Genomic DNA, 14,192 nt, shown 5'->3' on the forward strand with positions numbered 1-14,192 from the left:
CTTATGGCGGTAATCAGCTATAAATGCCCGAACTGCGGCGGTGATCTGCGTTTTGACCCGTCGACGCAGAAGTATAAATGCGAGTACTGTATCTCCCTGTTTACCCAGGAGGAGCTGGAGGCGGCAAATCCGCAGGCTTCCGGCGAAGAAACTGCGCCGCATGTGCACGCGCGTGGCGGACAAAAGGCAGGGCAGGGCGGACAGGAGAGTGCGCAGAACGATGATGGCGGGAAAGAGGAACAGGGCGCGGTGGTATATTCCTGTCCGGGCTGCGGGGCGGAAATCGTGACGGACGCGACGACGGCGGCGACCTTCTGCTACTATTGCCACAATCCGGTCGTGCTGAAGGGAAGGCTCTCCGGGGAATACGAGCCGGACCTTGTGATTCCCTTCGCGGTGGACAAAAAAGAGGCGGTGGAAGACTTCTTAAAGTATGTCCGCGGCAAAAAATTTGTCCCGAAGGACTTTTTCTGCAAGGAGCAGATTGAAAAAATCAGCGGCGTATATTTCCCGTTCTGGACATATTCCTGCCTGGCGGACGGACAGTGGCAGGGAAGCGCACAGAAGGTGCGCGTCTGGCAGATGGGAGAGCTGGAATACACAGAGACAAAGGTCTATGATGTGGAGCGGCGCGCAGAGCTTACTTTCCGGAATCTGACGCGCGAAGCGCTGAATAAAGAAAACCGGCAGCTTGTGGAGGCGGTACAGCCGTTCCGTCTGGAAGAGGCGAAGGATTTTTCTATGGGTTATCTGTCCGGTTTTTTTGCGGAAAAACGCGATATCGAAAAAGCGGAGATATCGGCGGGGGTGGAGCAGGAGGTCCGGGATTACGCCGGAAAAATGCTGCACTCCAGCGTATCCGGCTATATGACGACGCAGACGCGCGATACGCGCGTGCATATGCAGGAGGAAACGTGGAAATATCTGCTGCTGCCGGTGTGGGTGCTCACGTACAGAGGTGCGGACGGAAAGCTTTATTATTATGCCATGAACGGGCAGACCAGAAAGATATGCGGGGTGCTCCCAATCGATAAGGCGCGTATGGCGCTGCTGTTTCTGGGCGTTTTCCTGCCGCTGCTTCTGCTTCTGCTGATGGGAGGGTACTTCCTATGGTAGAGAGACAGGCAGTTACATATGATATCAGGGAAAAGCGGCTGCCCGGCAGTGCATTTTTGCTGCTTCGTGCTGTTTTCGCAGTCTGCGCGGCGGCGCTGTTTATCTGCGGTTCTGCCCTGTGCGCAAAAGCCTCCGGCTGTGTTTTTGACAAAGCCGGGCTGTTTACGCAGGAGGAGACGGCGCAGCTTAATCAGCTTGCGCAGGAGCTGGAAGAAACATATAATATGAATTTTCTGATGCTCACGACGGCGGATGCGCAGGGACAGTCCTCCCGCGATGTGGCGGAGCGGTTTTATGAAGACGGCGGCTACGATACGGACGGAAAGCGCGGCGGAATCGTGCTGCTGATCGATATGGACAACCGGGAGCTGAACCTGGTGACAAACAAAGAAATGATTCTCTATATCACGGATGCGCGCGAGGAGGATATTTACGACGCGGGCTATGAATATGCGGCGGACGGTGATTACGGGGAAGCGATGCTTGCCATGCTGGAGCGGACAGCCGCTTTCATGAAAAAGGGGATTCCGGATAATCAGTACACCTACGATACAGAGACAGGGCAGATTATCCGCCACCGCAGCCTTTCGGCGGGCGACTGGCTGCTGGCGCTGGGCGTATCGCTGTGCTGTGCTGCGCTTGCCTGTGCGTTTTTATACCGGAAGTACCGCAGAGTGGAAAAATATGAGTATTCTGTGGGGTCAGACGCCGACATCCGCATAACCGGAAAAGAGGACCGTCTGGTGAACCAGTTTGTCACCCACAGACGGATTCCGAAAAATCCGCCTCCGGGCAGCGGCGCAGGCGGCTCTTCCGGCGGACGAAGTTCTACGCACACCTCAAGCGGCGGAGGGACTTTTGGCGGCGGACACGGAAGAAGCTTTTAGGACGCGGCGGGATTCAGGACGGGCAAAGGAGAGATTATGACGGCACATCATCAGTATTATGTGGTAAAGGAAAAGGCGGTTCCGGAGGTGCTTCTGAAGGTAGTGGAGGCAAAGCGCCTGCTGGAGTCGGAACGCGCAGCTACCGTGCAGGATGCGGTGGAGGCTGTGGGAATCAGCCGGAGCTCGTTTTACAAATATAAGGATGATATATTCCCTTTTCATGAGAACAGTAAAGGAAAAAATATTACCTTTATTCTTCAGATGGACGATGAGCCGGGGCTGTTGTCAGAGGTTTTAAACATCATTGCCGGTTACCGGGCAAATGTTCTGACGATCCACCAGACCATTCCCATCAACGGTATCGCGTCGCTTACGCTGGGCATCGACATCCTGCCTGCCACGGGCGACACGATGACAATGTTTGCAGAGCTGGAAAACCTGCCGGGGATTCACTATCTGAAGATTCTCGGACGGGAATAAAGAGGAGGAAGATTATGATACATATTGCAGTATTAGGATACGGCACGGTAGGCTCCGGTGTCGTGGAGGTAATCAATACAAATCACAGCAGCATCAACAAAAAAGCCGGTGAGGAAATCAACATCAAATACGTGCTGGACTTGCGCGATTTTGAGGGCGATCCCATCCAGGAAAAAATCGTTCACGATTTCAATATTATTCTGAACGACCCGGAGGTTAAGATCGTGGTGGAGGTGATGGGCGGTCTGGAGCCGGCGTACACCTATACGAAGCAGTGCCTGCTTGCGGGAAAAAGCGTCTGCACCTCCAATAAGGAGCTGGTGGCGAAGCATGGCGCGGAGCTGCTGGAGCTGGCGAAGGAGCGGAACATCAATTATCTGTTTGAGGCGAGCTGCGGAGGCGGCATTCCGATTATCCGCCCCTTAAACTCTTCTCTGACAGCGGACGAAATCGACGAAATCGCCGGTATTTTAAACGGCACCACCAATTATATGCTCACGAAGATGGCAACGGAGGGGCGCGAGTACGACGACGTTCTGAAGGAAGCACAGGAAAAGGGATATGCGGAGCGCAACCCGGCGGCGGATGTGGAAGGATACGATGCCTGCCGCAAGATTGCGATCCTTTCCTCCCTTGCATTTGGCAGACAGGTGGACTTTGAAGACATCTATACGGAGGGCATCACCAATATCACGGCGGCGGACTTTAAGTACGCCAGGGAAATGGGCAAAGCCATCAAGCTGCTCGGCTTCAGCAAAAAGGCGGGGGAGAGCTTTTACGCGATGGTTGCCCCGGTGCTGGTGGACCCGACAGACCCGCTGTACAGTGTAAACGGCGTGTTTAACGCGATTTTTGTACACGGAAACGTTCTCGGCGACGCCATGTTTTACGGGCGTGGGGCAGGCAAGCTGCCGACGGCGAGCGCGGTCGTTTCGGATGTGATCGACGAGGCGAAGCATCTGCACCGCAGCATCATGGCTTTCTGGAGCAGCCATAAGCTGGAGCTGACAGATATCAGCAACTCCCAGAGAAGCTTCTTCGTGCGCGCAGCAGGCAGCCTGGAGGAGGAGCGTGCGCGCGTGGAAGAGATTTTCGGAAGCGTGCACTTTATCCGGATTCCGGAGCTGGAGGGAGAATTTGGCTTTACCACGGGCATTATGACGGAAGCGGAGTACGCGGTGCGGGCGGAGCGCCTTGGAAGCGTAATCAGCCGGATACGTATCCGCAGTATATAAAAACAGGCGATAAACAGAGCGAGGATGAAAATTATGAAATATATCGTGGTTTTAGGAGACGGCATGGCGGATGAACCGATTGCCTCCCTGGAGGGAAAAACACCGCTGGAATATGCAAAAACACCGATGATGGACGCGCTTGCCGCACAGTCGGAGATTGGACTGCTGCACACGATTCCGGAGGGGATGAAGCCGGGAAGCGACACGGCAAACCTTTCTGTGATGGGATACGACCCGGAAATTTATTATTCCGGGCGCTCACCGCTGGAGGCTCTGAGCATCGGGGTGCCCATGAAGGATACGGATGTGGCGCTGCGCTGCAACCTTGTCACGCTGTCGGAGGAGGGCTCCTACAGCGAAAAAATCATGATTGACCACAGCTCCGGGGAGATTTCCACGGAGGACGCGGCGGTGCTGCTGCAGGCGGTGCAGCGGGAGCTGGAGCGGGACGGCTATCATTTTTACGTCGGAACCAGCTACCGTCACTGCCTGATATGGGAAAACGGCAGGGTCGTGCCGCTTGCGCAGCCGCACGATATTCTGACGCAGTGCATCGGAGAATACCTTCCGCAGGATGCTGTGCTGCGCGAAATGCAGGAGAGAAGCTATGAGATTCTGGCGGAGCATCCGATTAACCGGGAGCGCCGGAGACAGGGAAAGAATCCGGCGAACAGCTGCTGGTTCTGGGGCGCCGGGACAAAGCCGGCTCTCACCTCCTTTGAGGAAACGTTTCATAAAAAAGGCGTAATGATTTCCGCGGTCGATCTGCTGAAGGGAATCGCAGTCGGCGCCGGAATGAAAAATATTGCGGTGGAGGGCGCGAACGGCGGTCTGCACACGAATTACCGGGGAAAGGCGCAGGCGGCGGTGGACGCGGTCCTGAAGGACGGCTATGACTTTGCCTACATCCATGTGGAAGCGCCGGACGAAATGGGACACCAGGGCAGCGCAGAGCGCAAAATCCAGGCGGTAGAATATCTGGATGAGCAGGTGATAAAGCCGGTCTATGAGCAGATGACGGCGTCCGGGGAGGAATTCCGTCTGCTGGTGCTTCCGGACCATCCGACCCCCATCCGCGTGCGCACGCATACTGCCGACCCGGTTCCGTATCTGCTCTATGACAGCACGAAGCTGCAGGAGCATTCCTGGAAATACAATGAGCGGGAAGCGAAGGCGAGCGGAAACTACATTGCACAGGGGCACAAAATGATGCCGTATCTGCTCGGCATGGAATAAGAAGGCGGCGGGCCGCAATGTATTTGAAACAGGAGAGGAATATGGATATTAATAAAAAACTTGCGGAAGAGCTGGGCGTTGCCCTCTGGCAGACGGAAGCGGCGGTGAAGCTGATTGACGAGGGAAATACCATTCCATTTATTGCCCGTTACCGGAAAGAGGCGACCGGTATGCTGGATGACGAGCAGCTCCGGAAATTATATGAACGCCTTACCTATCTGCGCAATCTGGAGGAGAAAAAGGAACAGGTTCTCTCTGGCATTGAGGAGCAGGGAAAGCTTACGGAGGAATTAAAGAAGCAGATTCTGGCGGCGGAAACGCTGGTGGTGGTGGATGATCTATACCGTCCGTACCGCCCGAAACGGCGCACGCGCGCGACGATCGCAAAGGAAAAGGGTCTGGAGGGTCTGGCGGATGTTTTGCTGCTGCAGCGTACGAACAGGACGCTTCAGCAGGAGGCGCAGCCCTATATCAATCCGGAAAAGGACGTCAATACCGCAGAGGAAGCGGTGCAGGGCGCGATGGATATCATTGCGGAGAATATCTCCGATGAGGCCGCCTACCGCATCCGCATCCGCGAAATGACGGAAAAAGAGGGGATGCTGACGGCGTCGGCAAAGGATGAGAGCGTGGAATCGGTCTATGAGATGTACTATCAGTTTGCGGAGCCGGTACAAAAGCTTGCCGGGCACCGCATTCTTGCCATCAACCGCGGCGAAAAGGAAAAGATTCTCAGCGTGAAGCTGGAGGCGCCGGAGGAAAATATTCTGCGTTTTCTGGAGAAGAAGGTGATTATCCGGGACAACCCGGTAACGTCGCCGGTGCTGCGGGAGACGATCGCAGACAGCTACCGGCGTCTGATTGCGCCGGCGATTGAGCGGGAGGTGCGCAGTGCGCTTACGGAAAAAGCGGAGGACGGGGCGATTTCTGTGTTCGGAAAGAACCTTGCGCAGCTTCTGATGCAGCCGCCGATCGCCGGACAGGTAGTGCTGGGCTGGGATCCGGCGTTCCGCACCGGCTGCAAGCTCGCCGTGGTGGACGCGACCGGAAAGGTGCTCGACACAACGGTAATCTATCCGACCGCGCCGACAAATGAGCAGAAAATCCGCGCAGCGAAGGATACGCTGAAGCGTTTGATCAGCAAATACCATATTACGCTGATTTCCCTTGGGAACGGTACGGCTTCGCGGGAATCCGAGCAGATTATCGTGGAGCTGCTGAAGGAGCTGCCGGTGCCGGTACAATATGTGATAACAAACGAGGCGGGAGCTTCTGTTTACTCTGCAAGTAAGCTGGCGACGGAGGAGTTCCCGAATTTTGATGTCGGACAGCGCAGCGCGGCGTCTATCGCCCGGCGCGTGCAGGATCCGCTGGCGGAGCTGGTGAAGATTGACCCGAAATCCATCGGCGTCGGACAGTACCAGCATGATATGAACCAGAAAAAGCTCGGTGAGACGCTGGAAGGCGTCGTTGAGGACTGTGTAAATAAGGTGGGCGTGGACCTGAATACCGCCTCCGCCTCTCTGCTGGAGTATGTTTCCGGAATCACAAAGACTATCGCGAAAAACATCGTGGCGTACCGCGAGGAAAACGGCAGATTTACGGACCGGAAACAGCTTTTAAAGGTGGCGAAGCTCGGACCGAAGGCGTACGAGCAGTGCGCGGGCTTTTTGCGCATCACAGGCGGGACGAATCCGCTGGACGGCACCAGCGTCCACCCGGAGACGTATCCGGCGGCGCAGCAGCTTCTGGAAAGCCTCGGCTATTCTCTGGAGGATGTCGCCGCCAGGAGACTTGGCGGGCTCTCCAAAAAAGTGAAGGATTACAAAAAGCTTTCGGAAAAGCTGGGCATTGGTGAGATTACCCTTCGCGATATCGTCCGCGAGCTGGAAAAGCCGGCGCGCGACCCGCGTGACGAAATGCCAAAGCCGATCCTGCGCACAGATGTACTGGATATGAAGGATTTAAAGCCCGGCATGATTCTCAGAGGCACTGTGCGCAATGTCATTGATTTCGGTGTTTTTGTGGATATCGGCGTTCATCAGGACGGGCTTGTCCACATTTCACAGATTACCGACAAAAAATTCATTAAGCATCCGCTGGAGGCGGTCAGCGTCGGCGACATCGTGGAGGTAAAAGTCCTCAGCGTGGACATCGGTCGTAAGCGCATCCAGCTTACAATGAAGATATAGCACAGCAGGCGTATCCGGCAAGGGAGATATAAGGCTGCAGAACGGGCAGACTGTATTACTGCGTCAGTGCCTTGATTTCTTCTAAGAGCTCCTGCTGTTTCCGGTGAAACAGCAGGTTTTTGCTGTATTTCAGATATTCCGGACAGCGGTGGGCGGTAAGAAAACGTATGGCGGACGGATTCTGCGAAAGGTCGTTTACCAGAAGCGTCATTTCCGGACCGTCGCCGAAAGCCTCCGCGGCGAAAGAGAAGCCGTTTGACAATGCCTGCAGGGTCCGGTCGATGAGAGCCCTGCGCGCATCCGTTTCGCGGGAAAACAGTGTTTTTATCATTTCGTATATTTCTTCATTATCCTTCAGACGGCGTTTTGCTGCTTCCAGGATATATTCCTCCAGTGTTTTTATAATCCGGATCTCGCGCGTTTCCTCCTCCCCGGAGAGCATACCGCTTTCCTGCTTTACTTTCAGCGCCTTTTTCTGCCGCGTAAGAAAATCTTCCGGGGAGCCGCCGGATGCAAAGAAATTTTTCAGATGAAGCAGCGTCTGGTAAAGTCCGTCTGTATAATCCGTCGTGCTGCAATATTCTGCAAAATAATTGTTCCAGCCGCAGAGCAGAAGCTGAAGAATCAGAATGCGTTCATCCATTTGGGCGGATTTTGCAACCGCTGTTTTTTCCTGGCGGACGGTGGCGGGCAGTTCTCCGGCGAGCAGCTCCGGGATGCTGTAATCCTGCCGGTATTTCTCATAAAGCTGGTAATACATGGAAAAATCGCGGGCAATTTCCGGCTCCTGCAGATACTGCAGAAACAAAGATTCCAGCACCGGGATTTTCATGGCTTCGTAGCTGCAGAGGATTTCTGACAGATCTTCCCAGCCGCGGGCAGTCACAAAATGATTTTCTGCGGCAGAACTGTGGACGGAATAAAAATGCTCCGGCTTCAGGCTGAGGTAGGAGAGAATGCACGGATGGAGCCGGCGCTCATAGGCGTATTCCTTCCAGACGGTAAAATCGGCAGTGACATCAATGCGCTTTACGCGGTCGAGCGTTACAATGTCAAATTCCCGCACGGATTTGTTGTACTCCGGCGGATTTCCGGCAGCGACGATAATCCAGCCCTCCGGAATTGCGTGCGTTCCGAAGGTTTTGCACTGCAGAAACTGCAGCATTGTGGGGGCAAGCGTTTCGGAAACGCAGTTAATCTCGTCGATAAACAGAATCCCTTCCGTGCAGCCTGTTTTTTCCATACAGTCGTACACGGAAGCGATGATTTCGCTCATTGTGTATTCCGTGACGGAATATTCCTGTCCCTGGTACATTTTCTGGACCACGACCGGCAGCCCGATTGCGCTCTGCCGCGTGTGATGCGTGATGGTATAGGCGACCAGCCCGATCCGGCATTCGCGGGCAATCTGCCGCATGATGGCGGTTTTTCCGATGCCGGGCGGTCCTATCAGCAGCACGGGACGCTGGTGAAGCGTGGAAATGCAGTATCTTCCCTGCGCATCCTTCCGGGTATAGGCGCGGATGGTGTTGGTAATTTCAGTCTTTGCTTCTTTTATGTTCATAATTATCGCTCATTCCTTTTTTATGTTCGCAATTATCGCTTATTTCTTTTTTGTGTTCACAATTATCGCTAATTCCTTTCCCTTTGAAACCATTATCAGGTAAGACGGAAGGTGGCTGCCCATCCGGGAACCTGCTGGTGGTTTTCCTTTTCGTCCAGAAAAATAAAGGCGGTCTCGTAATCAGTTTGTTTTGTGGGATAGATGCCGTCCCCGTCCGTAAAATAAAGCAGACCCTTCAGGTCTTTTAAAAGCTTCTGGCTGCGCAGTTTTTCCACATAGGAAAAGACCGGACGGAAATCGGTGCCTCCGCGTCCGTGAATGGAAAGTGTCTGCAGGTAATCCCGCCATTCCTTTTCGCAGCCGATGTGTACCGCGCTCTGCACCTCGCAGTCGCACTGAAGAAGGTAGACATTCATTTTACCGGAAAAGTTTTCTTCGTCGCTCAGAATATCATAGGTCTCCTCCAGAAATTTCCGGATGGTGTCCGCGGTGCAGGAGGCGGAGGTGTCGATTGCGATTACGAGCTCCCGGAGACGGCGGCACTCCCGGTACTCCAGATGTTCAATCAGCGGCATATTCTGATAGCGCTGAAGACCGTACATGTATGGAATGTAGTCAAAGCTCTCTGTGTCGGTGTGCATTTCCTCCTGCGGGACGGCAAAACGCTTCAGATAGCGGCGGAAACGGCGGTGCTGCACCTCCTGTACGGAAAGCGGCTCGCTCTCTTTCCCGGCGCTGCTTCCGACTGAGCCGGCGGCGCCGCTGATGCCAAAGCCGTGATTCTGCCCGATTGCTTTCCAGGTGTTTTCAATTTGTGCAAGGCGCGCAGCCGTCCCGCTGCCGCGCCAGAAAGCGTGACTGTCCGCGTGGAGCAAAGCCTGTGCGTCTGCGGAGGAAAAATCACATGCGCGCGCCAGCACTGGTCCGGATGGATGTGGCGAGGTCTGTGCATCTGCGGCGGGAAAACCGGCGCGCGCCAGCATCCGGGCGACTGTGATATCGCAGTTTTCCTGCCAGTCGCTGCCGGCGCCGTCCGCATTCTGGAACGGATGCAGATACAGGCAGTGGAACAGCATGTGCAGAAGCGTATATTCCAGATTCTCCGGATCGCGCTGAAAAGCTTTTATCACATAAGCCGGAGGATAAAATATCGTTTCCCCGTCTGTTCCGGGGAGAGATTCCTCATATTGCGGCTGAAAAGAAAAGTCAAGGAGCATCCCGCGAAGGAACGGAAAGCGGGCGGCAAGCCTGTTCTGCGTCAGCTCCCAGATATCGCTGCAAATCTGGATGATATTTTTGGGTGATTCCTTATTCATGGTTTCAGACCGCCTTTCTGCGGGTGTAAAGTATGCTTTGTTTTTGCGCAGCGTCTTTTTTGCGGGTGCAAGGCGCATTTTTGTGCCGCGCCTTTTAGCGGCGATAAAGTATGCACTTTGCCGGGAATATTAAAAATATGGCTGGGATGTGGCGGGAAGAGATACGGCCGCCAGGGGCAGCTCACAGTTCATATGTCCTGTCGTGAAAGCCAAAACGCTCATCCTTTACCGTCAGCAGATATATCAGAACCTCGGTTGTTTTCTCGTCAGAGGCTATGCGAATGGCGGCGTCGAGGGCGGCGCTATCCAGCCAGCCAAGATTTACGAGCGTTTCCAGCTTTTCGATATCATTTGCCCTGGTCAGAGCGGCAAGCGCCGGGCGCAGACGCTTTTTCAGATACGCGCCATAGCGCTCCTTCCACTCAGCGGATTCCGTCGCAAAAAAGCCCTCCAGGGCAAGCTTTAATTTCAGAGGCTCCTGCCGGGTGGAAAGAAAAAGCTCTTCTGTTGATGCAGGCATGACCATCACTCCCATAGTTGTTTGGTAATCTGATGGTATCATACTTTGCACCCGGCTGTAAAGACCGCAGGAAAATGTGGCAGGCGGTCTGTGGTCTGTATGGTTTATACTGGACGAAAGCTCTGTTGACGATGTGGAAGTCTAAAGAGAGAAAAAACAATAGTCAGAAAGGCACAAAATAATTATAAAGAGATATGTGCATGTTTCACAAAAAAGGACTCGTAAATTTGTGAAAAATATTTCAAAAACCTCTTGAAAATAGCCTTATAAAGGCTTATAATACGAGTAATTGATGAGGAAATCTTCGGGGCAGGGTGAAATTCCCTACCGGCGGTATAGTCCGCGACCCGCTTCGGCGGCTGAATTGGTGTAATTCCAATACCGACAGTACAGTCTGGATGAGAGAAGATGGAACAGAGTTTTTGCTGTGCGCAATTTACCCCGAATCCCAGGATTCGGGGTTTTTCTGTTGCTATGCATACGAAAAAACGTCCGGTGGATGTTTTTTAGTGTTGAAACATTTTTCGAAGCTTTCCAAATCATGCAAGAAGCAACAAAGAAAAGGAGAGGAAGAAGAATGAGCAGTAACACAAATGTGGCAGCGGCATCCGCTGCAAAGAGCAACATCCGTAACATGGTGGTAATCGCAATGCTGGGGGCAGTGGCAATGATTCTGCAGCTGTTTGAATTCCCGCTCTGGTTTGCGCCGAGCTTCTACGAGATTGATCTGAGCGAGGTTCCGGTGATGATAGGAACCTTTGCGCTGGGTCCGGTGGCGGGTGCACTGATTGAGCTGGTCAAGAATCTGCTGAAGCTGGTGATAAAGGGCACAAGCACGGCGTTTGTGGGAGATATCGCCAATTTCATCATCGGCTGCGCGCTGGTGGTTCCGGCGGGAATTATTTATAAAAGAAAAAAGAGCAGAAAGAACGCTATTATCGGCATGGCTGTGGGAACCCTGTTCATGACGGTGGCGGGCTGCTTTATCAACGCATACGTTCTGCTTCCGGCATACAGCCAGGCGTTCGGTATGCCGATCGATGCGCTGATAGAAATGGGAACGGCGGTGAATCCGGCGATTACCGGTCTGGGAACCTTCGTGGTTCTGGCGGTGGCGCCCTTTAATATCATAAAGGGTGTTCTGGTATCCGTGATCACGCTGCTTCTGTACAAGTATATCAGTCCGGTGCTCAAAGGGCAGACAATGTAATGGAAGGCTGCTGTTTATTACGTTCACAGAAGCAGGCGGTCTGCGGACTGTATGGCTGACGCTTGAACAGTAACACTGCAGTTGTCTGCAGTTTACGGGCAGCCGGAGAGTTCAAAACAAGGTTGTAAGAGCGAAAACAGTGTGTTATAATGCTACGTGTTATAACATGCTGTTTTTCTGTTGCCATGTATCCGGAAGGAGCTGCCGGTGGCAGGTCCTGCAGGTTATGGAGGGCGTCGCCTTCCGCGGCAGAGAGGACTCGGATTCGTTGAGGTATTATAAATGAGCGCAGAATTTGAAGTAAAAATGACACCGAAAATCGTATTTGATTTTCAGCTTTATCACACGTATCACAGTTTTTCTGGGATATTTGGCATCCTGTTCGGCATCGGCACGCTGATACTTGCCGTGGCTACATTTGGGAAAGTTTCGGCGTCCATGACAGCGGTGTATCTGCTGTTTACGGTATATCTGCTCCCGCTGCAGCCGGTTCTGCTGTATTTCCGCGCGGCAAAGCAGGCGAAGCTAAACCCGGTATTCCAGAAGCCTCTGGCTTATGTGATAAACGATGAGGGAATCACCAGCGCGCAGGATGGGAATGAGGCGCACATTGGCTGGGAGCAGGTTCTGAAGGTAAGAGAAACAAAATACAGTCTGCTGCTGTACACGGGAAAGCGTTACTGCTCCATTCTTCCGAAGGAATGTATGGGAAATCAGCTTGCCGCGGTTGCGGGACTGATAAAGAAGCATGTAAAAGCAGAGCAGATTAAGGTTGGAGAGTAAAAGATGATATTGGAAACTTGGAGCAGAGAGGAAACCTTTGCGGCGGGCAGAAAGCTTGGGGAGCAGGCGCAGCCGGGGCAGATTTTTGCGCTGACCGGCGACCTCGGAACAGGAAAGACGGTGTTTACAAAAGGAGTGGCGGCAGGGCTTGGTATCTGCGAGCCGGTCAGCAGTCCCACCTTCACTATCGTACAGATATATGGTGAGGGCAGAATGCCGCTGTACCATTTCGATGTTTACCGCATTGCAGAGCCCGAAGAGATGGACGAAATCGGATACGAGGACTATTTCTTCGGGGAGGGTGTCTGCCTGGTGGAATGGGCAGATCTGATAGAAGAGCTGATGCCGGAAAATACAATCTGGATACGGATAGAAAAAAATCCGGAAAAAGGATTTGATTATCGGAGAATCGAGGTAGCATATGAAAATTCTGGGAATTGACAGTTCGGGGCTGGTGGCTTCCGTGGCAGTCGTAGAGGAGGACAACCTGCTGGCAGAGTACACCGTGAACTATAAAAAAACGCATTCGCAGACGCTGCTTCCGATGCTGGACGAAATTGCCCGCATGACGGAGCTGGATTTAAAGACGCTGGACGCGATTGCGGTCGCGGCGGGTCCCGGTTCGTTCACCGGGCTGCGGATTGGTTCGGCGACGGCAAAGGGGCTGGGGCTGGCACTTTCGCTGCCGCTTGTCGCCGTGCCGACGGTGGAGGCGCTCGCCTACAATCTCTGGGGGACGGATAAAATCGTCTGCCCGCTGATGGACGCGCGCAGGAGCCAGGTATATACGGGAATCTACACGTTTTCCGGTCAGGAGCTGCAGACGCTGGAGGGACAGATGGCAATCGGCGTGGAAGAGCTTGCCGGAAAGCTGAACCGGCTGGGGCGCCCGGTAATTTTTCTGGGAGACGGCGTTCCGGTGTATCGTGACCTTCTGGAGCAATGCGTGACGGCAGATCACTGTTATGCGCCGGCGCATCTGAATAAGCAGCGCGCGGGTGCTGTGGCGGCGCTCGGACTGGTCTATGCGCGGCAGGGAAGGCTGCAGACGGCGGCAGAGCACCGTCCGGATTATCTGCGCCTGTCGCAGGCGGAACGGGAGCGCGCGCAGAAAAAGGCGGAAGCTGCGCATGATTGAAATAACGGAAATGCAGCCGGAAAATCTGGCGACAGTCGCCGCAATAGAAAAAACGATTTTTTCGCAGCCGTGGTCAGAAAAGGGGTTTGCCGCCTCTCTGCAGTCGAAGGATACACTGTATTTAATGGCGTGGCTGGACGGGGAGCCTGCCGGCTACTGCGGGCTTTTGCAGTCCTTCGATGAGGCGGATATCACCAATGTGGCGGTAAAGGAAGAGTGCAGGCGCCGGAAGGTCGCGGAGACCATGCTGACAGAGCTCATCAGAAGAGGAGCGCAGCGGGGCATCCGGGCGTATACGCTGGAGGTGCGGCGCAGTAATGCGGGCGCGATTGCGCTGTATGAAAAGCTCGGCTTTACAAGCTGCGGTATCCGCAGGAATTTTTATGAAAAGCCGGCGGAGGACGCCGTTATTATGTGGAAGCGCTGACAGCATTTTACTATGGGAAACCGGCGCGTTATCCGCTATAATTCTTCTGAGAAGATCAGACGGAAGGTCTGAAAAGTCAGGGGAGGAT

The 14,192-nt window shown here is 53.9% G+C and carries 14 protein-coding genes and 1 riboswitch; of the genes, 11 read left to right on the forward strand and 3 right to left on the reverse strand.

From position 1 onward, the window contains the following. Positions 1-3 precede the first annotated feature (3 nt). Genes NQ534_RS16435 through NQ534_RS16460 form a run of 6 tightly spaced genes read left to right on the forward strand, consistent with a single transcriptional unit; the run spans position 4 to position 7,146 of the window. Positions 4-1,116: a TFIIB-type zinc ribbon-containing protein gene (locus tag NQ534_RS16435; RefSeq protein WP_006863371.1), complete on the forward strand. Its 1,113-nt coding sequence runs from the start codon at positions 4-6 to the stop codon at positions 1,114-1,116. Then, entirely contained in the window at positions 1,110-2,003 is an 894-nt protein-coding gene (locus NQ534_RS16440; protein ID WP_006863370.1) for a TPM domain-containing protein, read from the forward strand. Before NQ534_RS16435 ends, NQ534_RS16440 begins: the two co-directional genes overlap by 7 nt. A gap of 36 nt (positions 2,004-2,039) precedes the next feature. Next, positions 2,040-2,483 carry an ACT domain-containing protein gene (locus NQ534_RS16445; protein WP_006863369.1) on the forward strand — a complete coding sequence of 148 codons (444 nt, stop codon included), beginning with the start codon at positions 2,040-2,042 and terminating at the stop codon, positions 2,481-2,483. Between the two features lie 14 nt (positions 2,484-2,497). Then, a complete protein-coding gene (locus NQ534_RS16450; RefSeq protein ID WP_006863368.1) occupies positions 2,498-3,718 on the forward strand; it encodes a homoserine dehydrogenase in 1,221 nt (406 codons plus the stop codon). Positions 3,719-3,751: 33 nt separating this feature from the next. Further along, positions 3,752-4,954 (forward strand): cofactor-independent phosphoglycerate mutase, encoded by a 1,203-nt coding sequence (locus NQ534_RS16455; RefSeq protein WP_040784530.1) that lies wholly within the window; start codon positions 3,752-3,754, stop codon positions 4,952-4,954. A 41-nt stretch (positions 4,955-4,995) separates the two neighbouring features. After that, positions 4,996-7,146 (forward strand): Tex family protein, encoded by a 2,151-nt coding sequence (locus NQ534_RS16460; protein ID WP_040784527.1) that lies wholly within the window; start codon positions 4,996-4,998, stop codon positions 7,144-7,146. Between the two features lie 55 nt (positions 7,147-7,201). On the opposite strand, the gene NQ534_RS16465 is transcribed toward NQ534_RS16460, so the two are convergent. From NQ534_RS16465 to NQ534_RS16475, 3 genes are all read right to left on the reverse strand, one after another. Further along, positions 7,202-8,710 carry an ATP-binding protein gene (locus tag NQ534_RS16465; protein ID WP_006863365.1) on the reverse strand — a complete coding sequence of 503 codons (1,509 nt, stop codon included), beginning with the start codon at positions 8,708-8,710 and terminating at the stop codon, positions 7,202-7,204. A gap of 95 nt (positions 8,711-8,805) precedes the next feature. Continuing rightward, entirely contained in the window at positions 8,806-10,026 is a 1,221-nt protein-coding gene (locus NQ534_RS16470) for a vWA domain-containing protein (RefSeq protein WP_040784560.1), read from the reverse strand. A gap of 181 nt (positions 10,027-10,207) precedes the next feature. Continuing rightward, a complete protein-coding gene (locus NQ534_RS16475) occupies positions 10,208-10,546 on the reverse strand; it encodes a hypothetical protein (protein WP_040784523.1) in 339 nt (112 codons plus the stop codon). A gap of 296 nt (positions 10,547-10,842) precedes the next feature. Further along, positions 10,843-10,960, forward strand: a riboswitch (FMN riboswitch). Between the two features lie 163 nt (positions 10,961-11,123). Between NQ534_RS16475 and NQ534_RS16480 the strand changes: the two genes are divergently transcribed. The 5 genes from NQ534_RS16480 (at position 11,124) to rimI (ending at position 14,104) form a co-directional block, all read left to right on the forward strand. Then, positions 11,124-11,756 (forward strand): ECF transporter S component, encoded by a 633-nt coding sequence (locus NQ534_RS16480; protein WP_040784521.1) that lies wholly within the window; start codon positions 11,124-11,126, stop codon positions 11,754-11,756. A 282-nt stretch (positions 11,757-12,038) separates the two neighbouring features. Then, a complete protein-coding gene (locus NQ534_RS16485) occupies positions 12,039-12,539 on the forward strand; it encodes a YcxB family protein (RefSeq protein ID WP_006863360.1) in 501 nt (166 codons plus the stop codon). A gap of 3 nt (positions 12,540-12,542) precedes the next feature. Next, positions 12,543-12,980: a tRNA (adenosine(37)-N6)-threonylcarbamoyltransferase complex ATPase subunit type 1 TsaE gene (tsaE, locus tag NQ534_RS16490; RefSeq protein ID WP_006863359.1), complete on the forward strand. Its 438-nt coding sequence runs from the start codon at positions 12,543-12,545 to the stop codon at positions 12,978-12,980. Continuing rightward, the gene (gene tsaB, locus NQ534_RS16495) at positions 12,961-13,677 is read left to right on the forward strand and encodes a tRNA (adenosine(37)-N6)-threonylcarbamoyltransferase complex dimerization subunit type 1 TsaB (RefSeq protein WP_006863358.1); all 717 of its coding nucleotides are present in this window, start codon (positions 12,961-12,963) and stop codon (positions 13,675-13,677) included. Before tsaE ends, tsaB begins: the two co-directional genes overlap by 20 nt. Next, positions 13,670-14,104: a ribosomal protein S18-alanine N-acetyltransferase gene (gene rimI / locus NQ534_RS16500; protein WP_006863357.1), complete on the forward strand. Its 435-nt coding sequence runs from the start codon at positions 13,670-13,672 to the stop codon at positions 14,102-14,104. Before tsaB ends, rimI begins: the two co-directional genes overlap by 8 nt. Positions 14,105-14,192 lie beyond the last annotated feature (88 nt).

The organism is Marvinbryantia formatexigens DSM 14469, from assembly GCF_025148285.1.
GTDB lineage: Bacteria > Bacillota > Clostridia > Lachnospirales > Lachnospiraceae > Marvinbryantia > Marvinbryantia formatexigens.